Origin of the sequence: Streptomyces cyaneofuscatus (genome assembly GCF_042718795.1) — a bacterium.
GTDB lineage: Bacteria > Actinomycetota > Actinomycetes > Streptomycetales > Streptomycetaceae > Streptomyces > Streptomyces cyaneofuscatus_A.
The window spans coordinates 62,343-85,893 of record NZ_JBHXOX010000004.1; the positions used below are offsets into that span (position 1 = coordinate 62,343).

A 23,551-nucleotide genomic window follows, 5' to 3' on the forward strand; every position below is an offset into this window, starting at 1 on the left:
GCGGGTGAGGCCACCACGGGTGAGGCCACCACGGGGGAGGCCACGACCGGTGAGGCGACCACGGGTGAGGCCACCACGGGCGAGGCCACGACGGGCGAGGCCACCACGGGCGAGGCCACGACCGGTGAGGCGACCACGGGCGAGGCCACGACCGGTGAGGCGACCACGGGCGAGGCCACGACGGGTGAAGCCACCACGGGTGAGGCCACCACGGGTGAGGCCACGACCGGTGAGGCCACCACGGGTGAAGCCACCACGGGTGAGGCGACGACCGGTGAAGCCACCACCGGCACCACCGGTTCCACCACCGACGGCGCCGGCACCACCGGCTCTGCGACCGGTGGCGACGACGCCTGCACCGTCGAGTCCGGGGTCGTCGAGTGCGACGACAACACCGGCCCCAACAGCGTCGGCAACCAGCCGGTCGAGCAGAGCAAGGGCAAGGAAGAGCTCGCCGAGACCGGTGCGGCCGAGACCACCTTCCTGGTCATCGGTGCCGCGACGATGATCGCCGGCGGCATCGGCTTCCGCATCCTGCCGCGTCTGGTCGGCGGCGCCCGTACGGTCGCCTAGGACCCGCTGAGGACCGCGTACGGGCGCACCTGAGCCCCGTACACGGTCCGGCACGGCACAGTGAAGGGCCCGGGAGGCCGTACAACGCCTCCCGGGCCCTTCTACGCGTGCGAACCGCTCCGGCGGCCGCACGCGGACGTTCTGAGGCGCCCCTCAAGGCGCGGCGGCCCTTCTCACCGGGTCCGAGGGCGGCTCAGGCGGTCTGGTGGGCCACCAGCGCCAGCGCCGCGAGCAGCACGACCATCAGCGCGATCAGCATGGCCGGATTCATCCCGGCCAGCGGGCCCTGCCCCTGCTCCTCCAGCATCTGCTGCCGGACGGCACGGCAGACGCGGCAGCGTCCCTCGCTCACGGGGGCCGCGCAGTTCGCGCACACCAGTCGGTCGTAGGTCATGCGCATTCCTCCTCCCGCGCGGCGGAGCCGCTGACTGCTTCTCTCTCCGCACAACGCTCCGGGAAACGCAACCGTTCCCCCCACCACTGTGCCAGCTCCCGCCGTTTTCGGCGCGGCCCGCCGGACAAGGGCCGGACAAAGGCCGGACAAGGGACGTTCCGCCCCGATGCGTTCCGTACGGCGATCCACCATAAATCGCCCATTGCCGGACGCCGCCTGCACGCGTGAGCCCGGTTCGCGTATGGTCACGCTCACCTACTCCCGGCCGACCATGGTGCATCCGTGATCCGATTCGACAACGTCTCCAAGACCTACCCGAAGCAGACCCGACCGGCTCTGCGTGATGTCTCGCTGGACATCGAGAAGGGTGAGTTCGTCTTCCTGGTGGGCTCCTCCGGCTCCGGCAAGTCGACCTTCATGCGGCTGATCCTGCGCGAGGAGCGCGCCAGCACGGGCATGGTCCATGTGCTCGGCAAGGACCTCGCGCGGCTCTCCAACTGGAAGGTGCCGCAGATGCGCCGCCAGCTGGGGACGGTCTTCCAGGACTTCCGCCTGCTGCCCAACAAGACCGTCGCGCAGAACGTGGCCTTCGCCCAGGAGGTCATCGGCAAGCCGCGCGGTGAGATCCGCAAGGCCGTGCCCCAGGTGCTCGACCTCGTCGGCCTCGGCGGCAAGGAGGAGCGGATGCCCGGCGAGCTCTCCGGTGGTGAGCAGCAGCGGGTGGCGATCGCCCGGGCCTTCGTCAACCGCCCGATGCTGCTGATCGCGGACGAGCCGACCGGCAACCTCGACCCGCAGACCTCCGTCGGCATCATGAAGCTGCTGGACCGGATCAACCGGACCGGCACCACCGTGATCATGGCGACCCACGACCAGAACATCGTCGACCAGATGCGCAAGCGCGTCATCGAGCTCGAATCGGGCCGTCTCGTGCGCGACCAGGCACGCGGCGTCTACGGCTACCAGCACTGACCGAGGGTGCCCCCGGGCCCCTCGTGCATGTCGAGCATCGAGTACTGAAAGGACGCCATGCGCGCCCAGTTCGTCCTGTCGGAGATCGGCGTCGGTCTCCGTCGCAACCTCACGATGACCTTCGCCGTCGTGGTCTCCGTCGCCCTCTCGCTCGCCCTGTTCGGGGGCGCGCTGCTGATGCGCGAACAGGTCAGCACGATGAAGGACTACTGGTACGACAAGGTCAACGTCTCGATCTTCCTCTGCAACAAGAACGACGCCAAGGACATGCCCAAGTGTGCGAAGGGCGCGGTCACGGCGGAGCAGAAGGCCCAGATCAAGGCCGACCTCGAGAAGATGGAGGCCGTGCAGAAGCCGGTCCACTTCGAGACGGTCGACGAGGCGTACAAGCACTACCAGGAGCAGTTCGGCGACTCCCCGATGGCGGGCAACATCACGCCCGACCAGATGCAGGAGTCGTTCCGCGTCAAACTGAAGGACCCGCAGAAGTACAAGGTCGTCGCGACGGCCTTCGCGGGGCGGGACGGGGTGCAGTCCGTCCAGGACCAGCGGTCCATCCTGGACAACCTCTTCGAGCTGATGAACGGCATGAACGTCGTCGCGATCTACGTGATGATCCTGATGCTCGTCATCGCGCTGATCCTGATCGTCAACACCGTGCGCGTCTCCGCGTTCAGCCGGAGACGTGAAACAGGCATCATGCGCCTGGTAGGGGCCTCCGGCTTCTACATCCAGGCCCCCTTCATCATGGAGGCGGCCGTCGCCGGCCTGATCGGCGGTCTGCTGGCCTGCGCGATGCTGCTCGGCGGCCGGTACTTCCTGATCGACGGCGGACTCGCGCTCCAGGAGAAGCTGAACCTGATCAACTTCATCGGCTGGGACGCGGTCCTCACCAAGCTTCCGCTGGTGCTCGCGATCGGCCTGCTGATGCCGGCCGTCGCCGCTCTCTTCGCGCTGCGCAAGTATCTGAAGGTATGACTTATGCCTCCTGGGGCGCGCGGTCAACTGCCCGTGCGCCCCAGGAGGCTTGTCCTAGACTCGGCGCCATGTCGGGTTGTTCGCACCGCTTCCGGCCCCGCGGCCTCTGCCGCGGGGTGACCCTGACTTTGGTCTTCGGGTGTGTCCTCGCCACCGGCGCGGCAACCGGTTCGCTGCCGCAGGACCCCGACCCCGTACCCGAACTCCCGGCCCGTACGGTCGCCTCCCGCCACGCCCCGGTCGACCGCGAGGAGATCCGCGAGGAGATCGAGGACGCGGCGGCGCGGGCCGAGGCCGACGGGAAGTCCGTGAAGGACGCCGCCGGGGAGGTCGTCAGCCGCAGCGGGGACCGCTGGGGCGCGGTCTACGACGAGCGGGAGTACGAGGAGTTCGAGCAGGCCCTGGACGGCTCGTACCTGGGCGTCGGCCTCTCCGCCCGCCGCACCGCGAAGGGGGGCGTCGCCGTCTCCCGGGTCCAGCCCGGGGGCCCCGCCGACCGGGCCGGCATCCGCGAGGGCGACCTGCTCCGCACGATCGACGGCCGCCGGGTCGACAAGCGCCCCGTCCCCGAGGTGGTCGCCTTACTGCGCGGTGACGGTACGGGGGCCGAGGAGGGCACCCGAGTCGTCCTCGGTGTCGTACGGGACGGAGAACCCACCACGCAGACCCTGGAGCGAGCCCGGCTGACCCCCGAGGCGGTCACCGTGAGCCGTCTGGGCACCGGCCCCTCCGCGGCGCTCCTCGTCAAGGTCGCCGCCTTCACCAAGGGGACCGGCCAGGAGGTACGGGACGCGGTCCGCGGGGCGCCCGGGGACGCCGGGATACTCCTGGACCTCCGTGCCAACTCCGGCGGCCTGGTCACCGAGGCCGTCACCGCCGCCTCCGCCTTCCTGGACGGCGGCCTGGTCGCCACGTACGACGTACGCGGGGAGGAGCAGGCCCTGTACGCCGACCCGGGCGGCGACACCGATCGGCCCGTGGTGGTCCTGGTCGACGGCGGCACGATGAGCGCGGCCGAACTGCTGACCGGCGCCCTCCAGGACCGCGGCCGCGCGGTCACCGTCGGCTCGCGCACCTTCGGCAAGGGCTCGGTGCAGATGCCGAGCGAGCTGCCGGGCGGTTCGGTGGCCGAGCTGACCGTGGGCCACTACCGCACTCCGGCGGGCCGGAGCGTCGAGGGCCGGGGCATCACACCGGACCTGGTGGCGGGCGAGCGGGCCCAGCAGCGGGCCCAGACGGTATTGAGTGGCCTCGGGGGTGGGTCGTAGTGCGAAAATGACCGCACTATGGCTAAGGAAAAAGACACCGGGCGCAAGATGATCGCGCAGAACAAGAAGGCGCGGCACGACTACACCATCCTCGACACCTACGAGTGCGGCCTCGTCCTCATGGGCACCGAGGTGAAGTCGCTGCGCATGGGCCGGGCCTCCCTGGTTGACGGGTTCGTCCAGATCGACGACCACGAGGCGTGGCTGCACAACATCCACGTGCCGGAGTACGTCCAGGGGACCTGGACCAACCACGCGGCCAAGCGCAAGCGCAAGCTGCTCCTCCACCGCGCCGAGATCGACAAGCTGGAGTCCAAGTCCTCGGAGACCGGCCACACGATCGTGCCGCTCGCCCTGTACTTCAAGGACGGCCGGGTGAAGGTCGAGATCGCGCTGGCGAAGGGCAAGAAGGAGTACGACAAGCGCCAGACGCTCCGCGAGAAGCAGGACACGAGGGAGACGAACCGCGCGATCTCGGCGGCCCGCCGGCGGCAGCGCAGCGCCTGAGGGGCCCCTGCGGGGGAATACGCTGGCATCGTCCGGCGTTGGTCACGTACGATGGGCCGTGCACCTCAGCGAAGGTGCGCGTTTTGAAAAATCAACATGGGGATGATCGGTTTCGACAGCGGATGTCGAAGCAGGGGAAGCGAGTCGAGGAAGCGGCAATGATCTCGTAAACCATATGTCGCAAACAATAATCGCCAATTCCAAGCGCGATTCCTCCGCCTTCGCCCTCGCTGCCTAATTAGCAGCTAAGCGAAGACTCTGCGGAGTGTCAGCCCGGGGGTGATCCCGACCCGGATCCTGGCATCAACTAGGGATCTAAACTTCTAGGCCCGGCCACGGGGCCCAGAAGGAAATCAAACAGTGGCTGGGCCTGTCGGAGGCTTGTTCGCGTGACCTCCGGGGCCGAGAAAAGCGTAGCGAACTGCACTCGGAGAAGCCCTGGTTCCGCACCGTTGGACGCGGGTTCGATTCCCGCCATCTCCACAATTCCCATGTAGGCCGTTGCCCCGCGAGTTCGCTCGCGGGGCAACGGCTTTTTCATGTCGTTCTTCAGGTCAGCGAGCGCCTGAGCCACACCACTTCTTTGGCGCCTTCCATGGAAACGCGGTCCTGCGCGAACCCGATCTTCTCCAGGACGCGGAGCGAGGGCGTGTTCCAGGAGGCAACCGTGGACCAGAGCCGCTTCCGCCCGGTCGCGCCGGCGGCACCGAGCACCGCGCGGGCCGCCTCGGTGGCGTAACCGCGCCCGTGCGCGTGCCGGAACAGCTCGTACGCGTTCTCGGGCTCCTCCAGGGTGGAGCGGCCGACCGATGACCAGCCCGCATTGACCATCCTCGCCCCCATAAGTAAGGGCGATTCCCTTCAGCTCGCGTGAGCGGGCTTCGGGGCTTCACGCATCCGCCTCCGGCCGGTGGCCGGGACTCGCGCCCTGTGGACGCTGCGCGTGCTGTTGGTAACCGCGCCACCGGTCCGGCGGGCACGGGCCTCGATCTCTACCGAGGCGTTGTGGTCGGCATCGTCCTCGTGTCCGCAGTGGACACAGGCGAACAGCCGTCCGCATCCCTTGCGGGATTCGGGGTCGACCCGGCCGCAGGCGGCGCAGGTCTGGGAGGTGTGGAACGGTGGTACGACCCGCAGTTCGGAGCCGTACAGGCGGGCCTTGTATACGAGCTGGCGTCGTCGTTCGCCGGGGGTGTTGTCCAGGATCGACCGGTTGAGTCCGGCCTTCTGGCGGACGTTCTTGCCCGGCTTGTCGACGGTGCCCTTGGCGGAAGCCGTCATGTTCTTCACGCGCAGGTCCTCGGTGCCGATCCAGCCTTGGTTTTTGGCGAGGTCGGTGGTGAGCTTGTGCGTGAAGTCCTGACGCCGGTTGGCCTGCCTGGTCCTGAGCTTGCCGATGCCCGTGATCGTCTTGCGCAGGCGGCGGCTGTACTTCCCTCCGTTGTGCTTCTTGGCGTACGTGAGCTGGCGGGCCTTCCTCTGTTCCAGGTGCTTGAGCCGTTTCCGCTCGCTTTCCGTCAGTGACGGCGGCATGAGGCGCGGTGCGGACTCGGTGGAGACATAGGCGGATGCGGAGACGCCGAAGTCCACGCCGCAGCCGGGCTTGCCGTTCGGGGCGTCCGGCGTGCGGCCGGTGTGGATGCCGAAGGAGATGTGCCAGCCGTTGCCGTCCCGCGAGATGGTGGCGTTGCGGATCGTCCCCCCGAGGGCACGGGACAACCGGAACCGGAGCCGTCCCAGCTTCGGGATGCGCGCCTCGGCCCACTTGCGGTTGAGCTTGCGGACCTCGACGGCCTGCCCTGGAAACGGGACGGACAGACGGTGGCCGCGCTTCTTCCGCGCCGGGAACCTCGCCGGGTGATCCGGGTTCCAGAAATTGTCGTACGCGGCGTCAAGACGGCGAAGGATCTGCTGTCCGGCCTGTGCGGGCAGGTCTCCCACCCAGTCCAGCTCGGCGCGGGCCGTAGTGAGGTGCTTGCACTGTTCGACGGAGCGCAGCGTGTAGCCACGCTGCTCCCACAGGTACACCCGCTGTTCCAGGGCGACGTTCCACAGAGCGCGCCCGGTGTGCCCCCACCCGGTCAGGACCGACTCCTGCTCCTGGGTGGGGTACGCACGGTACTTGCGCCCCATGTCCGCCTTCATATCGCTCAACGTACTCAGGGAACACGACAACTGCCGCTGGCGTATCAGACGTTCACGCCCACGAGAGCATCTGAGAACACTTATTCGAATGAAGTGAAGGAGCGGACATCTCCGCATGAGGTAGCCGTCGACCGGCACTCGACTCCGCGGGCTCCGCAAGGAGTTCCGCGACCTCGTCCAGCACTACCACGGGGCCGACACACCTGGCCTGGCACCTACTTCGTCGGGTCGGCGGGCGGAGCACCGCTGAGCCTCGTGAAGCAGTACTACATCGAGCAGTAAACCCATCCGCTGTGGCCTGCGGGTCAGAGCACTTCTCAGAAGCACCTCACCATCGGGCTGAAGCCCGATGCGCCGCAGTCAAGCCCGGCAGCCGATGAAGTCGCCCTCGGCCCGGCGCTGGATGGGCAGCAGGGCGATTCCCGTGGTCCCGGTCGCGGAGAGCAGTTTCGCGATCCTTTCGCGGCCGTGCTCGACCGTGTACGTCTCGTCGCCGCGTTCGGAGAGGAGGGCGCTGAATTCCGCCGCGTCCGACTCCGCCCACGGCCGCAGTATCAGCCGCTCGGTCTCCAGATGGAACGCCATTGGTCTCGTAGCTCGACATCCCCCGCCCTGCCCCATGAGCGGGCCGGGCCGCAGCGGTCATCCCATGCGGCCCGGCCCTGTGTGCTGGTGTTGCGTCCGAGTCAGCTCCCGTACGCGTCGCTCTTCACGCTGTCGGTGAAAGCGGCCCACTGGGCGGGGGTGAAGTGGAGCCGGCCGCCGTGCTGGTCCTTGCTGTCGCGGACTGCCCGGCCGCCGTCGGAGAGGGGGGCCACCTCCACGCACGCATCCTGCTGGCCGCTTGCGGTGGCCTTGACGAACGGGCCGACGACGGTGGGGGTGGCGCTGGTCATGATGCAGGTGAACTCTGGTGTCCAGCGAAGAGCCGACCCTTACCTTTCCCGCCGTCGAAGGGTCCGTCCGGGTGGCTAGGAAATCTGTGCGCGGGGTGATGGCGGGCTGGGGGTTCGGTGACGAGCTCTCGGAGACCGCCGAGCTTCTCGTGAGCGAACTCGTCACCAACGCCGTCCTGCATGCCACCGGCAGCCCCTTCTGCCGCGTGACTTGTGCGCGGTCCTCAACCACGTTCACGTGACCGTCGTTGACCAGGGGAAGGGCTTCCCGGTCGTGCGGCGCGGCGACCTGAACGCCACCTCGGGGCGCGGACTGCTCCTGGTGGAGAGCCTCGCCGACGACTGGGGCGTACGTCCTCTGCCGTACGGCAAGGCCACCTATTTCGTCCTCTCCGTGCCGCAGCCGCAGCCGCAGCCCGGCGTGCCTGCGGTCGGAGGGCCCCGCGCTCTGGAGGAGCCCCGTGACAGACAGGTCCGGACCGGCGCCGGGCACGACCCCGGGGCTCCGAGTGCCGCTGATCCGGGGAGAGCCGGCCGCGTACGTCCTGCTCTTCGGCCCGCACGGGGAGCGGCGCGAGGCGCCCACCACCGCTCAGCTCATGTCGCTCGTCGTGGACGCCGCTGGGGAGCTGGGCTTCGTGCTCTCGGCGCCCCCACGCGGCTTGTGAGGGGGCAACTTGCCTCCCACGTAACCCTTTTACCGTCGAAAGGCTGATCCCCCATGCTTCTCCGACCGCAGTACGCCGCCGCCCTCGTGGAGGGCAACCAGGCGGCCCACGACCTCGCCGAGGCGCTGAAACTGGCGGGCTTCTCCCTGCCCTCCCTCTACGGCGCCATCCCCACCATCACCGACGGGGCCCTGGTCCACCTCGGCGGCGCTTCGGCCGAACTCGTCCGTGAACTGGCCGCGTGGATCCGGCAACGGGCCTGAAATGCCGGTCTCCGGGGGCGCGTTCTGGTAGGCGTGGGCATGCCTGGATCTCTGTCCGCCTCACCGGGAGTCCCGATGACCGTTCGCCGCGTCATGCCCCTCGTCCAGTCCGAAGCCGTGCAGGAGAGCCGGGAGTTCTACGGCCTGCTCGGCTTCGAGGAAGTCATGAACCACGGCTGGATCATGACGCTCGCCCCGCCGTCCAGCCCGTCGGCACAGATCAGCATCGTCACCAGCGACGCCACGGCCCCTGTCACGCCCGATCTGAGCGTGGAGGTCGACGACGTGGACGCGGCGTACGCGGTCGTGCGGGAGAGCGGGGCGGAGATCGTCCATCCGTTGCAGGACGAGGAGTGGGGGGTGCGGCGGTTCATGGTCCGCGACCCCAACGGCCGTGTGGTCAACGTGCTGAGCCACCGCTGACACCCTGCCGCCGCAGTGCTGTCCCCGCCGCCGCGATGACCAGCGCCAGGGCCGCCGCGCCCGTCGGAGCGGCGTAGCCGGAGACCGTACCCGCGTGCTCCACCAGCCAGCCGCCCGTCGCCGCGCCCGCCGCCACCCCGCCCAGCAGGGCGGTCACCGAGAGCGTCATGCCCTCGTTCAACTGGCCCGGTGGGGTAGCGCGTTGGACCAGCGTCATGCCCGTGACCATGGTGGGGGCGGTGGCCGCGCCCGCCAGCAGCAGGCAGAGCGCCAGGACCGGCAGGGAAGCGGTCGAGGTGGTGGCGAGCAGCGGCAGGGACATCAGCGCGGTCATCGCGGCCAGGCAGAGCAGCAGCCTGCGGCGGACGTCGCGGGCGGGCCGCAGCGAGCCGTAGAGCAGCCCGGCCGCGCAGGACCCCGCCGCCTGGAGCGCCAGGATCGCACCCCCGGCATGGGCGATGGAGACGACCTCCAGCGCCCCGAACACCGCCCCGGTGGCGAGGAAGACCGCCAGCAGCGCGGGCATCCCCGGCGTGCGGAGCGGGGAGACGGCCGTGCGCGTACGCGGGGTCGGCGGCGGTTCCGTCGCGCGCTGGGCGGCGAAGATCAGGACCCCGGTCATCAGCAGGAACGCGCCCACCAGCGTGCCCGCCTCCGGGAACAGCGCCCCGCAGAGCACCGCCGCGATGACCGGGCCGAGCATGAAGCAGAGCTCGTCGGCCGCCTGCTCGAAGGAGTTCGCGGTGTGCAGGGCCGCCGGGTCGCCCCGGTGCAGGTGCGCCCAGCGGGCCCGGGACATCCCGCCGGTGTTGGGGGTGGTCGCGGTGGCGGCGTACGCCACGAAGAGCGTCCAGGCCGGGGCGTCGTACCGTACGCAGAGCACCAGCGCGAGGGAGCCGAGCACGGCGAGGGCGGTCGCGGGCACCGCGATCCTGGCCTGCCCGTAGCGGTCCACCAGCCGGGCGGTGAAGGGCGCGACGACGGCCGTCGCGGCGAGGCCCGTCGCGGTGACGGCCCCGGCGAGCGCGTACGAGCCCCGGGACCCGGCGATCATGATGACCGCGCTGACGCTGAGCATCCCCATGGGGAGCCGGGCGATGAGGTTCCCCGCGGTGAAGGCGCGGGCGCCGGGGGTGGCGAGCAGCCGGAGGTAGGGGTTGGGGGAGGCGGGCCGCTTCCTCCGTACGCGCTCCGGCGCGTCGCGCGGGGCCGCGACCAGGTGGCCGCCGGCGACGGTGAGCAGCGGGGTGGAGGAAGGGAGCGTGCGGGTGGCAGGGGATTTCGGCATGGGGTCCAGCCTCGCCGCGCCCGGCCGCCCCGGTCCAACACCTTCTGCGGGCCCATTCACGCACTGCTGTTGTGAATCGCCCGCCGCGCCGTGGAGCCCGCGTTGTAGATTCGCCGTGTGCCCGCCCCCGACACCGACCCCCGGCTCCTCCGTGCCTTTCTCGCCGTCGCCGAGGAGCTGCACTTCACCCGGGCCGCCGCCCGGCTCTTCGTCGCCCAGCAGGCGCTGAGCCGGGACATCCGCCGACTGGAGCGCGAGCTCGGCGCGGAGCTGTTCGTCCGCACCACCCGGCAGGTCGCGCTCACCCCGGACGGCGAGCGGCTGCTGCCGTACGCCCGCCGGGTCCTCGACGCCCACGCCGAACTCGCCGGAGCCTTCGGCGGCGGGTCCGCCCGGCCGCTGCTGGTCGACCTGAACACGGACGGGATGACCGCCGCCCGGGTGCTGGCACGGGCCCGGGAGATCGCCCCGGAGTGCGAGCTGATGGCCCGATTCGAGTCCGGGCTCACCTGGGCCGCCTCCGAGATCCTGGCCGGGCGGCTCGACGTCTCCTTCGGCCGGGCCGCCGGGCTGGCCCCCGCGGTGCGTGCCGGGCTCTCCGTACAGCCGGTGCGGTACGAGCCGATGGCCCTGATGCTGCCCGCCTCCCACCCCCTCGCCGGACGCGCGGCCATCCCCCTGGCCGAGCTGTCCGGGACGACCGTCTACGCGGGGGCGGGCAACGAGCGGACGAGGGAGTGGACGGAGCTGGCGGCGCTGCTCTTCGCCGCCTGGGGGATCGCGATGGCCCCGCCCGTGCCGCTCGCCGTGGGGGTGGCCGAATTCCAGCGGGTCATGGCGAAGGGCGGACACCCCGTACTCGCGGTGACGGACTTTCCCCCGCTGCCGGGGACCGTGCTCCGCCCGCTCGTCGATCCCGTTCCGCTGTCGCCGCTGATGCTGGTCTGGCGTAAAGGCCTGAACCACCCCGGAGTGGACGCGCTGCGTACGGCATCGGACCGGTTGGGTACGGCCCAGGGCTGGCTCGCACCTCCGCCCGGCGCCTGGCTGCCGGAGAGGGATCTTGCGCTGATGCGGCAAGGGCGCTGACGTATCAACGGCGCTGACGTATCAACGGCGCTGACGTATCAACTCAACGGCGCTGACGTGTCATGGGCGCTGATGCGTCAGGCGGTTCCGTAGCGGCGCATCTCACCGGGCCGCCTCCGCCCCGGTGAGAGCAAGGTTGCCCACCGGTCACCTCACGGCACTCCTCCGAAACGCGCGCTCCCTAGCGTCGGGACGACACCCCGCAGCGACGGGGACACCACCCCGACCCCCCTGTGGAGGCGCGTGATGGCAGGCCGCTGGATCGAGACCTGGGAGCCGGAGGACGGGACGTTCTGGAGGGAGAAGGGCGAGCGCGTCGCCCGCCGCAACCTGTGGTTCTCCGTGCTCTCCGAGCACATCGGATTCTCCGTCTGGACGCTCTGGTCGGTGATGGTCCTGTTCATGGGACCGGAGTACGGCGTCGACCCGGCCGGGAAGTTCTTCCTGATCTCCACCGCCACCCTGGTCGGGGCGCTGGTCCGGGTGCCGTACACCTTCGCCGTCGCCCGCTTCGGCGGCCGTAACTGGACCATCTTCACCGCGGTCAGCCTGCTCGCCCCGACGCTCGCCGCCTTCTGGGTGATGGAACCGGGTACCTCGTACGGCACGTTCGTGGCGGTCGCCGCGCTCACCGGGATCGGCGGCGGCAACTTCGCCTCCTCGATGACCAACATCAACGCCTTCTTCCCGCTCCGCGAGAAGGGCTGGGCGCTCGGCCTCAACGCGGGCGGCGGCAACATCGGCGTCCCCGTCGTCCAGCTCATCGGCCTCCTCGTCATCGGCACCCTGGGCGCGGCCCACCCCCGCCTCGTGCTCGGCGTCTACATCCCGCTCATCGTGGTGGCCGCCGTCTGCGCCGCGCTGTACATGGACAACCTCCGGCCCGTACGCAACGACACCGGGGCGGCCAAGGAGGCGGTCCGGGACCCGCACACCTGGATCATGTCGATGCTCTACATCGGCACGTTCGGCTCGTTCATCGGCTACAGCTTCGCCTTCGGCCTGGTCCTCCAGACGCAGTTCGGCCGCACCCCGCTCCAGGCCGCCTCGCTCACCTTCATGGGCCCGCTGCTCGGCTCCCTGATCCGGCCCTTCGGCGGCCGCCTCGCCGACCGGCACGGCGGCGCCCGGATCACGCTGGCCGCCTTCGCCGCGATGGGCGCCGCCACCACGGTCGTCATCCACGCCTCCGCCACCGCGTCCCTGCCCGTCTTCCTCGTCGGCTTCACCGCGCTCTTCGTCCTGACGGGGCTCGGCAACGGATCGACGTACAAGATGATCCCCGGCATCTTCCACGCCCAGGCCATCGAGAAGGGGCTCGACGGCGAGGCGGCCGCCGCTCACGGACGGCGGCTCTCCGGCGCCGCCATGGGCTTCATCGGGGCCGTCGGCGCGCTCGGCGGCCTCGCGATCAACCTCGCGTTCCGTCAGTCCTTCCAGACCTCCGGCACCGGCACCGCCGCCTTCTGGTCCTTCCTCGCCTTCTACGCCGCCTGCTCCGCCCTCACCTGGGTGGTATACCTTCGCCGCCCCGCGCCCGTGCCCTCGAAGGCCCAGGTCGGTTACGCAGAGGTGTAGAGAGACGACCGCCGGGCCACGGGCGACGTAACGGCAGGGAAATGCGGGGGAACCGAGCCTGTCACGCACCGTTGGCAGTCTCGGGCCTCCGCACCGTCGCGTAACAGCGGGACCGCGTAACAGCGGGACACAGAAGCCGGGGACACGCCATGCAGGACGACGACACCACCCACGGCCCCCTCGCGGGGTTCACGGTCGGAGTGACCGCCGCCCGCCGCGCCGAGGAGCTCGCCACCCTCCTCAAGCGGCGCGGCGCCGCCGTCCAGCACGCCCCCGCCCTGCGGATCGTCCCGCTCGCCGACGACAGCGAACTCCTGCACGCGACGAAGGAGTTGATCGACCACGCCCCCGACGTGGTGGTCGCCACCACCGCGATCGGCTTCCGGGGCTGGGTGGAGGCCGCCGACGGCTGGGGCATCGGCGACGCGCTCCTGGAGCGGCTGCGCGGGGTCGAACTCCTCGCCAGGGGCCCCAAGGTCAAGGGCGCGGTCCGGGCCGCCGGGCTGACCGAGGCCTGGTCACCCGGGTCCGAATCGATGGCCGAAGTCCTCGACCGGCTCCTCGGTGAAGGCGTCGAGGGCCGCCGCATCGCCCTCCAGCTCCACGGCGAACCGCTCCCCGGCTTCATCGAGTCCCTCCAGGCGGCGGGTGCCGAGGTCGTCGGTGTCCCCGTCTACCGCTGGATGCCGCCGCAGGACATCGCCCCGCTCGACCGGATGCTCGACGCCACCGCCGCCCGCGCCCTGGACGCCGTCACCTTCACCAGCGCCCCCGCCGCCGCCTCGTTCCTGGGCCGGGCTGAGGTGCGCGGGCTGCTCCCGGAGATCCTGGGCGCCCTGCGCGACGACGTCCTGGCCGCCTGCGTCGGACCGGTCACCGCCCTCCCGCTCCAGGCCCGTGGCATCCCCACCGTCCAGCCCGAACGCTTCCGCCTGGGCCCCCTCGTCCAGCTCGTCTGCGCCCAACTCCCCACCACCGCCCGGGTCCTGCCCATCGCCGGCCACCGCGTCGAGATCCGTGGCCACGCGGTGCTGGTCGACGATGAACTGCGCGCGGTGCCGCCCGCGGGCATGGCCCTCCTGCACACCCTGGCCCGCCGCCCCGGCTGGGTGGTGGCCCGCGCGGACCTGCTGCGGGCGCTGCCCGGCAGCGGCACCGACGAGCACGCGGTGGAGACGGCGATGGCCCGGCTGCGCTCCGCGCTGGGGGCGCCGAGGCTGATCCAGACCGTGGTCAAACGCGGCTACCGGCTGTCGCTGGACCCGACCGGGGACACACCGGGCGCGCACTGAGTGAGGGCCGTGCTGTCAGGCGTCAACGGCGTCAATGGCCTCAACGGCGCCTCGTGCACATGTAGATGGCGGCAGTGCCGGTACGTCCTCCTCGCGCCAGGGGCGCATCAGCGGCGGGCCGGCGGCGAGCGTGACACCTGGCCCAGGTGTTCCCCCGTGCGTCGTTGCCCCGTGATCGTTCATGCCGTGACGGTAGCGGGGGTTACGGCCGGGCCCCGCCGGGGGCACTCTGGAGGGTGGCATCCGACCGGTGACCCCGAGGCGGTGACAGGCGCATGGCGGCGGGCAGGGGCGCGTACGTGTGGCGGTTCGACTCCGGCCGGATCTGTCTCGACCTGGTGGCCACCGGGCCCGCGGGCGGGACGCCCCGCGCCCGGGAACAGCTCGACGGACCGGGGCGGCTCGCCGACTGGCTGACCGCCGCCCGGCTCGTCCCGCCGGGCACGGCCCTGAGCGCGCTGGACGCCACCTGGCTGACCCGGTTCCGTGAGCTGCGGGCCGACGTGGACCGGCTGATGTCGGCCCAAATGGCCTTGGCAGGCGGCATTGTTGGCCCGGCGACAGCCCAACTCCCCGACTTAGGCGGTGGAAACGCCCTGGATCGGGTCAACTCCCTTGCGGCAGAGGCGCCGCCGGGACCGCGCGCGGTGCGCGGCGAGGGCGGGGCGCTGGTGCGGACCCTGAGCGCCGAACCCGGCTGCGCGGGGCTCCTCGCGGTCGTGGCGCGGGACGCGGTGGACCTGCTCACCGACCCGGTGGCGCGGGGAGCGCTGCGCCGCTGCGCGGGCGGGGCGTGCCACCGGCTCTACCTGGACACCTCGCGCGGGGGCCGGCGCCGCTGGTGCTCCGGCGAGGTCTGCGGCAACCGCGAACGGGTCGCCCGGCACCGGCGCCGGAGGATCTCCGCGAAAGAAATATGAAGCGACGTTGAATGATCCGCCGCCCGACCCCGTATCCCTCCCCGAAGAGCTCCATTCAGGGTCTCGACCAGGAGGTTCGGGTGCGCAAGGATGCGGCCGTGGCCGATGACCGTCCGCACAGGGCTCGACATCGCAGTGAGCCGCCCACGCCTCCGGACGGAATACCGGACGAGGAGCTGATGCGGGCGCTCTACCGCGAACACGCCGGGCCGCTGCTCGCGTACGTCCTCCGGCTCGTGGCGGGCGACCGCCAACGGGCCGAGGACGTGGTGCAGGAGACGCTCATCCGTGCCTGGAAGAACGCCGGCCGGCTCAACCGGGCCACCGGCTCCGTCCGCCCCTGGCTGGTGACGGTCGCCCGGCGCATCGTCATCGACGGCCACCGCAGCCGGCAGGCCCGGCCGCGCGAGGTCGATCCGTCGCCGCTGGAGGTCATTCCCGCGGAGGACGAGATCGACAAGGCGCTGTGGCTGATGACGCTGTCGGACGCGCTCGACGATTTGACGCCCGCGCACCGGGAAGCATTGGTCGAGACCTACTTCAGGGGACGTACGGTGAACGAGGCGGCCGAGGTGCTCGGCATCCCCAGCGGCACGGTGCGGTCCCGGGTCTTCTACGCACTCCGCTCGATGAAGCTCGCACTCGAAGAGAGGGGGATCACGGCATGAGCGACCAGCAGTGGCAGCCGTTCGGGTCCCGGCCTCCGGGACTCCGCAGGCCCACCGGTCCCTCGCACCCCCCGCACTCCCCCTATCCCGCGGGTCCTGCACACCCCTCAGGGCCCGCGTACCTCTCCGGCCAGGGTCAGGGCCATAGCCAAGGCCAGGGCTACGGGACCGGCCACGGCACCGGCCAAGGCCACGGCTACGGGACCGGCCCCGGGCAGCCCACCGGCCCGGGGTATTCCGCTGCCCCCGGGCACCCCACCGGCCCCGGGCCGTCGTTCGGCGGTGAGCACGAGGGCGGCGAGCACGACGCGGCCGCCGCCTATGTCCTGGGCATCCTGGACGACGACCAGGCGAGCGCCTTCGAGGCCCACCTCGCGGGCTGCGCCCAATGCTCCGCGCATCTGGACGAGTTCGCCGGGATGGAGCCCATGCTCGCGATGCTGGCCGAGGCGCCGGCGGCCGCGCCCGGGGCCCGTCCCGTACCGCACGTTCCCGAGCGGCCCGCGCCCAAGGTGCTCGGCGGGCTGATGGACGAGGTCGCGCACCGGCGGCACCGGCGGACGAAGCGGAGCAGGTATCTGATCGCGGCGGCGGCCGCCCTGATCATCGGCGGGCCGGTCGCGGCCGTCGCCGTCACGGCGGGCGACGAGGGCGGCCGCAGCGTCGCCATCGCGGACCCGCACCCCACCAGCCCGGCCGAGGACGCCTTCTTCCAGCACATGACGGAGAAGGTGACGGCGACCGACCCCACCACCCGGGTCGGCGCGACGGTCGGGATGGAGGAGAAGGCGTGGGGCACCCACACGGTCCTGGAGCTGAAGAACGTCAAGGGTCCGCAGAAGTGCACGCTCGTCGCCGTCTCCAAGACGGGGGAGGAGGAGGTCGTCACCTCCTGGTCCGTCCCGCAGTGGGGGTACGGCATCGAGGGCTCGACGCACGAGTCGGCGAAGAACCCGCTGTACGTGCACGGCGGCGCCGCGATGGCCCGTGAGGACATCGACCGGTTCGAGGTGCGGACGTTCGACGGGGAGCGACTGGTGGAGATCGGCGCCTGAGCGGACCCGGCCGCCCGGACGCGCAGCCTTCCGACGCGTAATCGCAACACGCGTAACGGTGGACGGCAGGTGCGCCCGGGCCCCCCTTCGCATAGGGTTGACGGCTGCCCGATGCACGTCAGAAGGGGGCCTCGGTGGCCGCGCAGGATGCCGCTGTCGATTCGCTGCGGGACCGGGAAATCGGTGTCGAGCAGGATCATCTGGACCGCGTTTACCACCGTCTCGAAGAGAAGATCGACGAGGCGGAATTTCTCATGCACGACGCCGTCAAACGCGGGCAGGTCGGCACGCCCGGCGCCCTCGCCGAACGGGACGCCCAGGTCTTCCGGGCGGGCGTCCACCTCAACCGGCTGAACAACGAGTTCGAGGACTTCCTCTTCGGGCGGATCGACCTGCTCCTCGGCAAGGACGGTGAGCGCGGCCCGGACGGCGCGTACACCTCCGTCGAACCGGCCGACGACGCCGTACGGGAGGACGCCGTCGCCGACATCGCCGAGACGCTCCACATCGGTCGGATCGGGGTCCTGGACTCCGACTACGCGCCGCTGGTGATCGACTGGCGGGCCCCGGCGGCCGCCCCGTTCTACCGCTCCACCCCGAAGGAGCCGGGCCGCGTCGTACGCCGCCGGGTCATCCGCTCCAAGGGCCGCAAGGTCCTCGGGGTCGAGGACGACCTGATGCGCCCGGAACTGACGGCGTATCTGGACGGCGAGAAGCTGCCGGTGATCGGCGACGGCGCCCTGATGGCCGCCCTCGGCCAGGCCCGCAGCCACACCATGCGGGACATCGTCGCCTCCATCCAGGCCGAGCAGGACCTGGTGATCCGGGCCCCCGCCGCCTCCGTCACCGAGGTCACCGGCGGCCCCGGCACCGGCAAGACGGCCGTCGCCCTGCACCGGGCCGCCTACCTCCTCTACCAGGACCGGCGGCGGTACGCGGGCGGCATCCTGATCGTCTCGCCGACGCCGCTCCTGGTCGCGTACACCGAAGGCGTGCTGCCCTCGCTCGGTGAGGAGGGCCAGGTCGCGATCCGCGCGATCGGCTCGCTCTCCGACGACGCGGCCGGTGTGGCGGGCGCCACCGTGTACGACGAACCGGCGATCGCCCGGATCAAGGGCTCCTCGCGGATGCTCCACGTGCTGCGCAAGGCGGCCCGGGGCGCGCTGGAGACGCCGAAGCCGCCGAGCGGCGGTGGCCAGCTCTCCTTCGGCGAGGAGCCGGCGCAGAGGGACACCGGGGCCACCCCGACCCGGCTGCGCGTCGTGGCCTTCGGTGCCCGCATCGAGCTGGAGGCCGACGAGCTCCAGCGCATCCGGCACAACGTGCTCAGCGGCACCGCCCCCGTCAACCTGCTGCGCCCGCGCGCCCGCAAGCTGCTGCTGGACGCCCTGTGGAGCAAGTCCTCCGGGCGCGGCCGCTACACCGACCCGCAGTTGGTGGCCGAGCTCCGCTCGTCCTTCGACGAGGACGTCTCCACCGAGACGCCGTTCCTGGAGTTCCTGAACGCCTGGTGGCCCGAGCTGACCCCGCGCCGGGTGCTGGCCGCGATGGCTGACGACAAGCGGCTGGCCCGCTGGTCCCGGCGCATCCTCAACCAGGGCGAGGTGCGCCGGCTGGCCCGCTCCCTGAAGCGGCTGGGCGCGGATGGCTCCGGTCCGCTCTCCGTCCACGACGTGGCGCTGCTGGACGAGCTCCAGGCCCTGCTGGGCACCGTGGTCCGGCCGAAGCGGAAGCGCGAGGCGGACCCGCTGGACCACCTCTCCGGCCTGGAGGAGCTGATGCCGCAGCGCGAGGAGACCCAGTGGGAGCGGGCCGAGCGGCTCGCGGCGGAGCGCACGGAGTACGCGCACGTCATCGTCGACGAGGCGCAGGACCTCACCCCCATGCAGTGGCGGATGGTGGGCCGCCGGGGCCGCCACGCCACCTGGACCATCGTCGGCGACCCGGCGCAGTCCTCCTGGTCCGACCCGGACGAGGCGTCCGCGGCCCGGGACGAGGCGCTCGGCTCCCGCCCGCGCCGCCGCTTCACCCTCACCGTCAACTACCGCAACCCGGCCGAGATCGCGGAGCTGGCCGCGAAGGTGCTGGCGCTCGCCATGCCCGGCATGGAGTCCCCGTCGGCGGTCCGCTCGACCGGGGTGGTGCCGCGCTTCGTGCCGGTGGAGGGCGGCGACCTGGCCGGCACGGTCCGCGAGGAGGCGCGCCGGCTGCTGGCGGAGGTGGACGGCACGGTCGGCGTGGTCGTGGCGATGGACCGGCGGGCCGAGGCCCGCGAGTGGCTCGCGGAGCTGGGGGAGCGGGTGGTGGCGCTGGGCAGCCTGGAGGCGAAGGGCCTGGAGTACGACGCCACGGTGGTGGTCTCCCCGGCGGAGATCGCGGACGAGTCCCCGGCCGGGCTGCGGGTGCTGTACGTGGCGCTGACGAGGGCCACGCAGCAGCTCACGGTGGTGTCGGGGGAGCGGGACATGCCGGACGGGGACGGGGTACCTGACCTGCTGCGGGAGTGATCCGGACCTGCCGCCCGTACGACGGGATCAGGTCGGCCCGTCGTACGGGAATCACTTTTCCGGGGTCTTTGTTACCGTGGTACTGGCACCGGCTCGATCCAAGCCCCCGGGCCCAACCTTCGTCGCTTCGAGCGACCACTTGCCGCGAGGCGAGCATGGCGGGTCGGTGCCACCTGACTGAAGAAGACAGACCCGCGTCACCTGATGGTGGCGCGGGTCTGTTCTTGTTTACGGGACTCTTGAGGACTCCTGGAGGACTCCTGAGGACTCTCGAGGGCCCTTGGGGGTTCCGCCGAACGGGTGACTTCTCGTATGGTGGAAAACACTTTCCGAAAGAAGATGCTCATTACCGGCTACCAGTCGGTAGGTGCGACGATCGGGAAGCGTGACCGGAACGAGCGTTCCGGATACGAAGCAATGAAGCTTGAGGAAAGTGAAGGACTCGGCCATGGCAACGGCGCCCAGCGTCTCGTACTCGATGACGGTCAGGCTGGAGGTGCCCGCGAGTGGCACCGCGGTCTCCCACCTCACCACCGCGGTCGAGTCCTCCGGAGGGTCGGTCACCGGCCTCGACGTCACCGCGTCGGGCCACGAGAAGCTCCGGATCGACGTCACGATCGCCGCTTCCTCCACCTCGCACGCGGACGAGATCGTCGAAGGTCTGCGCGGCATCGAGGGCGTCGTGCTGGGCAAGGTCTCCGACCGTACGTTCCTCATGCACCTCGGCGGCAAGATCGAGATGGCGTCCAAGCACCCCATCCGCAACCGTGACGACCTCTCGATGATCTACACCCCGGGGGTCGCCCGGGTCTGCATGGCCATCGCCGAGAACCCCGAGGACGCCCGCCGCCTCACCATCAAGCGCAACTCCGTCGCAGTCGTGACGGACGGCTCCGCGGTGCTCGGCCTCGGCAACATCGGCCCGATGGCCGCGCTGCCCGTCATGGAGGGCAAGGCGGCCCTCTTCAAGCGCTTCGCCGGCATCGACGCCTGGCCGATCTGCCTGGACACCCAGGACACCGACGCGATCGTCGAGATCGTCAAGGCGATCGCCCCCGGCTTCGCGGGCATCAACCTGGAGGACATCTCGGCGCCCCGCTGCTTCGAGATCGAGGCCCGGCTGCGCGAGGCCCTGGACATCCCCGTCTTCCACGACGACCAGCACGGCACCGCCATCGTCGTCCTGGCCGCCCTGACCAACGCCCTGCGCGTGGTGGGCAAGAGCATCGGGGACGTACGGGTCGTCATGTCCGGTGCCGGAGCCGCCGGTACGGCCATCCTGAAGCTGCTGATCGCCGCCGGTGTCAAGCACGCCGTGGTCGCCGATATCCACGGCGTCGTCCACTCCGGACGCGAGGACCTGGTCGCCGCCGACCCCGAGTCGCCGCTCTGCTGGATCGCCGACAACACCAACCCGGAGGGCGTCACCGGCACCCTCAAGGAGGCCGTCGTCGGCGCCGACGTCTTCATCGGCGTCTCCGCCCCGAACGTCCTGGACGGCGCCGACGTCGCGGCGATGGCGGACGGTGCGATCGTGTTCGCGCTCGCGAACCCGGACCCCGAGGTGGACCCGGCGATCGCCCGCGAGACCGCCGCCGTCGTCGCCACCGGCCGCTCCGACTTCCCCAACCAGATCAACAACGTGCTGGTCTTCCCGGGTGTCTTCCGCGGTCTGCTGGACGCTCAGTCCCGCACCGTCAACACGGAGATGATGCTCGCCGCCGCCGGAGCCCTCGCCGACGTGGTCGCCGAGGACGAGGTCAACGCGAACTACATCATCCCCTCCGTCTTCAACGACAAGGTGGCCGGCGCGGTCGCCGGAGCCGTCCGCGCGGCCGCCAAGGCCGCCGCGGGCACCGGGGCGGCACCCTCCGACGCCGTCTAGGCCACCCGGGCCACCCGGGCCACCCGGTTTCGCGGGGTCCATCAGGGGTACGCGCGAAACACCCCGGGCCGCACCCGCCCGCGCCGTACGGCGCGTCGCGGGTCGCGGCGCCCCAAACGCCCCTTTAGGGTGGGCGGGCAGTGGGCCCCGCAGGGCCCGGCATCCGCTGCGGACCGCTAAGGGAAGCCGACGGAACGTCACCACGAGCAGACAGTGGCGCTTTTCGTTGACCCTGAAGGGTTCCGGATTGGCTTTCCCGCCGCAGGTGGGGGCAGGATGCGTAATCGGGCGCGAGGGTCTGACATCAGACCCGGGTCCGGGGACTGTCAGAGGGCCCTGGCAGCATCGGCTTCGATCTCACGCCTCACAGGCAAGAAGAACACGGGAGTAACAACATGAACCGCAGTGAGCTGGTGGCCGCCCTGGCCGACCGCGCCGAGGTGACTCGCAAGGACGCCGACGCCGTGCTGGCCGCGCTCGCCGAGACCGTCGGTGAGATCGTCGCCAAGGGCGACGAGAAGGTCACCATCCCCGGCTTCCTGACCTTCGAGCGCACCCACCGTGCCGCTCGCACCGCCCGCAACCCGCAGACCGGCGACCCGATCAACATCCCCGCCGGCTACAGCGTGAAGGTCTCCGCGGGCTCGAAGCTCAAGGAAGCCGCCAAGGGCAAGTAACCCCAAAGGCGCAAGGAGGGCGGTCACCCCGGACCAGGGGTGGCCGCCCTCGCGTATGCCACGGGCACATGCGCTCCGCTCAGGCGCTCGTACGCCGCAGGGGCCGCCCGGGGGTCAGGGATGCATCCGCGCGCCCTTGAGGGCCTTGTCCACGGCGTTACGGGGCCCGTACACGAGCAGCCCCACCAGATCCAGCGCGTCCCGCCCCACCGCCCGCACCGCCGCGCGGTTGTCCCGGTCGTTCCCCGTACCGAACAGGTCCGAGGTGAACACGGCCGTCGTCAGCGACCGCGAGAGCGCCTTGGTGTGCGCGGCGGTCAGCGTCTCCTTCGCCCCCTCGAAGACCAGCACGGGCTGCCGGATCATCGGGAGGTACGGGGTGGCGTCGGCGTCCTCGTACGGCTCGCCGATCACCTCGGGCGCCGCCGTCCCCAGGCCGCTGACCAGGAAGGCGGTCACGTTCAGGCGCTGCCAGGTCTCCAGGTCGTCGCGGAGCAGCACCGCGACCTTCGTGTCGAAGCGGACGGGCGCCCCGCCGTCGGCTGTGGTCCCGCTCCCGGTCTCGTGCGTGTTTCTCATGGTCCGAGACTGGCCGGTCGCCCCCGGCCGTTTCTTGTACGTTCTATGCGTGGTGGCACGTCAGGAGGTCTCGGCCTGGCGTCCGGCGGTCCCGGGCGTCGTGGAGGTCTTCCACGCCCGCTTCACCGAGCACGCCTACCCCATGCACGTGCACGACGCCTGGACGCTCCTGATCGTCGACGACGGGGCCGTCCGCTACGACCTGGACCGCCACGAGCGCGGCACCCCGGGCGGCACGGTGAGCCTGCTGCCGCCGCAGGTCCCGCACAACGGTTCGCCCGCGACCGCCGAAGGCTTCCGCAAACGGGTGCTCTACCTGGACATGACGCAGCTCGACGCGAGCCTCATCGGGCCCGCCGTGGACACCCCCGACCTCGCCGACCCGCTCCTGCGCGGCCGCGTCGGCCGCCTCCACACGGCCCTGGCGGACCCGGGCGGCGCCTTCGAGGCGGAGAGCCGCCTGGCGTTCATCGGCGAGCGGCTACGGGGCCACCTGCGCCCCCGTACGGCCCCGGCGGGCCCGCCGCCCGGACCCGGCGTCGCCCAGGACCTGCGCGACCTCCTGGACGAGCGGCTGGCCGAGCGGCCGGGCGAGGGCCTCACCCTGGCCGAGGCCGCCCGGCTGCTCCACGCGCACCCCGCCCATCTCGTACGGGCGTTCAGCGCGGCGTACGCCATCGCGCCGCACCAGTACCTGACGGCCCGCCGGATCGACCGGGCCCGCCGCCTGCTGCTCGACGGGGTGCCGCCCGGTGAGGCGGCGGCCGCCGTGGGCTTCCACGACCAGTCCCACCTCACCCGGCACTTCAAGCGGATCGCGGGGACCACCCCGGGGCGGTACGCGCGCTCCCGGGAACGCACGGTGCCCCGGTCCCTGTGAGGGACCGGGGCACCGGGTCGCGCAGTGCTGTGTGCGGCAGCGCTGT

The 23,551-nt window shown here is 71.2% G+C and carries 24 protein-coding genes, 1 other RNA gene and 2 pseudogenes; 20 read left to right on the plus strand and 7 right to left on the minus strand.

Going from position 1 to position 23,551, the window contains the following annotated elements; genetic code table 11:
• On the plus strand, window positions 1-573 hold a 573-nt coding region (locus ACFWRT_RS04930; RefSeq protein WP_381121228.1), incomplete at its 5' end, for an LPXTG cell wall anchor domain-containing protein.
• 193 nt (window positions 574-766) lie between these two features.
• Here the strand turns inward: ACFWRT_RS04930 and ACFWRT_RS04935 are convergent.
• Complete coding sequence (locus tag ACFWRT_RS04935) at window positions 767-967, minus strand: hypothetical protein (RefSeq protein WP_161267314.1); 201 nt, start codon at window positions 965-967, stop codon at window positions 767-769.
• 282 nt (window positions 968-1,249) lie between these two features.
• Here ACFWRT_RS04935 and ftsE point away from each other — a divergent pair, with 282 nt between their 5' ends.
• The 5 genes from ftsE to ssrA all read left to right on the plus strand — a co-directional run bounded on the left by ftsE (window position 1,250) and on the right by ssrA (window position 5,178).
• On the plus strand, window positions 1,250-1,939 hold the full coding sequence (gene ftsE, locus ACFWRT_RS04940) for a cell division ATP-binding protein FtsE (protein WP_015608884.1): 690 nt from the start codon (window positions 1,250-1,252) through the stop codon (window positions 1,937-1,939).
• Between the two features lie 57 nt (window positions 1,940-1,996).
• On the plus strand, window positions 1,997-2,917 hold the full coding sequence (ftsX, locus tag ACFWRT_RS04945; RefSeq protein WP_018512317.1) for a permease-like cell division protein FtsX: 921 nt from the start codon (window positions 1,997-1,999) through the stop codon (window positions 2,915-2,917).
• Between the two features lie 68 nt (window positions 2,918-2,985).
• Window positions 2,986-4,185, plus strand: coding sequence for a S41 family peptidase (locus ACFWRT_RS04950; protein WP_380950818.1), 1,200 nt, complete (start codon window positions 2,986-2,988; stop codon window positions 4,183-4,185).
• Between the two features lie 18 nt (window positions 4,186-4,203).
• Window positions 4,204-4,692 carry an SsrA-binding protein SmpB gene (gene smpB, locus ACFWRT_RS04955; protein ID WP_380950817.1) on the plus strand — a complete coding sequence of 163 codons (489 nt, stop codon included), beginning with the start codon at window positions 4,204-4,206 and terminating at the stop codon, window positions 4,690-4,692.
• A 98-nt stretch (window positions 4,693-4,790) separates the two neighbouring features.
• Window positions 4,791-5,178, plus strand: a transfer-messenger RNA (tmRNA) gene (gene ssrA, locus ACFWRT_RS04960).
• A 63-nt stretch (window positions 5,179-5,241) separates the two neighbouring features.
• On the opposite strand, the pseudogene ACFWRT_RS04965 reads toward ssrA, so the two are convergent.
• The 4 genes and pseudogenes from ACFWRT_RS04965 to ACFWRT_RS04980 form a co-directional block, all read right to left on the minus strand.
• Window positions 5,242-5,499: pseudogene (locus tag ACFWRT_RS04965) on the minus strand (GNAT family N-acetyltransferase); the annotation flags it as partial.
• Between the two features lie 54 nt (window positions 5,500-5,553).
• Window positions 5,554-6,825 (minus strand): RNA-guided endonuclease InsQ/TnpB family protein, encoded by a 1,272-nt coding sequence (locus ACFWRT_RS04970; protein ID WP_380950816.1) that lies wholly within the window; start codon window positions 6,823-6,825, stop codon window positions 5,554-5,556.
• Window positions 6,826-7,209: 384 nt separating this feature from the next.
• Window positions 7,210-7,441, minus strand: a pseudogene (locus tag ACFWRT_RS04975) (GNAT family N-acetyltransferase); the annotation flags it as partial.
• A gap of 82 nt (window positions 7,442-7,523) precedes the next feature.
• Window positions 7,524-7,733, minus strand: coding sequence for a DUF397 domain-containing protein (locus ACFWRT_RS04980; RefSeq protein WP_380950815.1), 210 nt, complete (start codon window positions 7,731-7,733; stop codon window positions 7,524-7,526).
• A gap of 17 nt (window positions 7,734-7,750) precedes the next feature.
• On the opposite strand from ACFWRT_RS04980, the gene ACFWRT_RS04985 reads away from it, so the two are divergent.
• The 4 genes from ACFWRT_RS04985 to ACFWRT_RS05000 all read left to right on the plus strand — a co-directional run bounded on the left by ACFWRT_RS04985 (window position 7,751) and on the right by ACFWRT_RS05000 (window position 9,087).
• On the plus strand, window positions 7,751-7,975 hold the full coding sequence (locus ACFWRT_RS04985; protein ID WP_380950814.1) for a hypothetical protein: 225 nt from the start codon (window positions 7,751-7,753) through the stop codon (window positions 7,973-7,975).
• A 219-nt stretch (window positions 7,976-8,194) separates the two neighbouring features.
• On the plus strand, window positions 8,195-8,401 hold the full coding sequence (locus ACFWRT_RS04990) for a hypothetical protein (RefSeq protein WP_380950813.1): 207 nt from the start codon (window positions 8,195-8,197) through the stop codon (window positions 8,399-8,401).
• A gap of 53 nt (window positions 8,402-8,454) precedes the next feature.
• Window positions 8,455-8,664 carry a hypothetical protein gene (locus ACFWRT_RS04995; RefSeq protein ID WP_380950812.1) on the plus strand — a complete coding sequence of 70 codons (210 nt, stop codon included), beginning with the start codon at window positions 8,455-8,457 and terminating at the stop codon, window positions 8,662-8,664.
• 75 nt (window positions 8,665-8,739) lie between these two features.
• Window positions 8,740-9,087, plus strand: a complete 348-nt coding sequence (locus ACFWRT_RS05000; RefSeq protein ID WP_380950811.1) for a VOC family protein — start codon at window positions 8,740-8,742, stop codon at window positions 9,085-9,087.
• Here ACFWRT_RS05000 and ACFWRT_RS05005 read toward each other — a convergent pair.
• Window positions 9,065-10,375: an MFS transporter gene (locus tag ACFWRT_RS05005; protein ID WP_380950810.1), complete on the minus strand. Its 1,311-nt coding sequence runs from the start codon at window positions 10,373-10,375 to the stop codon at window positions 9,065-9,067. The two genes, ACFWRT_RS05000 and ACFWRT_RS05005, sit on opposite strands and share 23 nt — an antisense overlap.
• Window positions 10,376-10,492: 117 nt before the next feature.
• On the opposite strand from ACFWRT_RS05005, the gene ACFWRT_RS05010 reads away from it, so the two are divergent.
• The 9 genes from ACFWRT_RS05010 to ACFWRT_RS05050 all read left to right on the plus strand — a co-directional run bounded on the left by ACFWRT_RS05010 (window position 10,493) and on the right by ACFWRT_RS05050 (window position 22,046).
• Window positions 10,493-11,464 carry a LysR family transcriptional regulator gene (locus ACFWRT_RS05010; RefSeq protein ID WP_380950809.1) on the plus strand — a complete coding sequence of 324 codons (972 nt, stop codon included), beginning with the start codon at window positions 10,493-10,495 and terminating at the stop codon, window positions 11,462-11,464.
• Window positions 11,465-11,710: 246 nt separating this feature from the next.
• Window positions 11,711-13,042 carry a nitrate/nitrite transporter gene (locus tag ACFWRT_RS05015; RefSeq protein WP_380950808.1) on the plus strand — a complete coding sequence of 444 codons (1,332 nt, stop codon included), beginning with the start codon at window positions 11,711-11,713 and terminating at the stop codon, window positions 13,040-13,042.
• 149 nt (window positions 13,043-13,191) lie between these two features.
• Window positions 13,192-14,334, plus strand: a complete 1,143-nt coding sequence (locus ACFWRT_RS05020; protein ID WP_380950807.1) for a uroporphyrinogen-III synthase — start codon at window positions 13,192-13,194, stop codon at window positions 14,332-14,334.
• A 275-nt stretch (window positions 14,335-14,609) separates the two neighbouring features.
• Window positions 14,610-15,254: a CGNR zinc finger domain-containing protein gene (locus ACFWRT_RS05025; RefSeq protein ID WP_380950806.1), complete on the plus strand. Its 645-nt coding sequence runs from the start codon at window positions 14,610-14,612 to the stop codon at window positions 15,252-15,254.
• An 80-nt stretch (window positions 15,255-15,334) separates the two neighbouring features.
• The gene (locus ACFWRT_RS05030) at window positions 15,335-15,922 is read left to right on the plus strand and encodes a sigma-70 family RNA polymerase sigma factor (RefSeq protein WP_076966337.1); all 588 of its coding nucleotides are present in this window, start codon (window positions 15,335-15,337) and stop codon (window positions 15,920-15,922) included.
• Window positions 15,919-16,977 (plus strand): anti-sigma factor family protein, encoded by a 1,059-nt coding sequence (locus tag ACFWRT_RS05035; protein ID WP_380950805.1) that lies wholly within the window; start codon window positions 15,919-15,921, stop codon window positions 16,975-16,977. Before ACFWRT_RS05030 ends, ACFWRT_RS05035 begins: the two co-directional genes overlap by 4 nt.
• A gap of 134 nt (window positions 16,978-17,111) precedes the next feature.
• Complete coding sequence (locus ACFWRT_RS05040; RefSeq protein WP_380950804.1) at window positions 17,112-19,484, plus strand: HelD family protein; 2,373 nt, start codon at window positions 17,112-17,114, stop codon at window positions 19,482-19,484.
• Between the two features lie 448 nt (window positions 19,485-19,932).
• Window positions 19,933-21,369, plus strand: coding sequence for an NAD-dependent malic enzyme (locus ACFWRT_RS05045; RefSeq protein ID WP_380950803.1), 1,437 nt, complete (start codon window positions 19,933-19,935; stop codon window positions 21,367-21,369).
• A 395-nt stretch (window positions 21,370-21,764) separates the two neighbouring features.
• Window positions 21,765-22,046: an HU family DNA-binding protein gene (locus ACFWRT_RS05050; RefSeq protein ID WP_003968811.1), complete on the plus strand. Its 282-nt coding sequence runs from the start codon at window positions 21,765-21,767 to the stop codon at window positions 22,044-22,046.
• Window positions 22,047-22,160: 114 nt separating this feature from the next.
• Here ACFWRT_RS05050 and ACFWRT_RS05055 read toward each other — a convergent pair whose 3' ends face one another.
• Window positions 22,161-22,625, minus strand: a complete 465-nt coding sequence (locus ACFWRT_RS05055) for a DUF2000 family protein (RefSeq protein ID WP_380950802.1) — start codon at window positions 22,623-22,625, stop codon at window positions 22,161-22,163.
• Between ACFWRT_RS05055 and ACFWRT_RS05060 the strand changes: the two genes are divergently transcribed.
• Entirely contained in the window at window positions 22,624-23,505 is an 882-nt protein-coding gene (locus ACFWRT_RS05060) for a helix-turn-helix transcriptional regulator (RefSeq protein WP_380950801.1), read from the plus strand. The two genes, ACFWRT_RS05055 and ACFWRT_RS05060, sit on opposite strands and share 2 nt — an antisense overlap.
• Window positions 23,506-23,551: the final 46 nt, after the last annotated feature.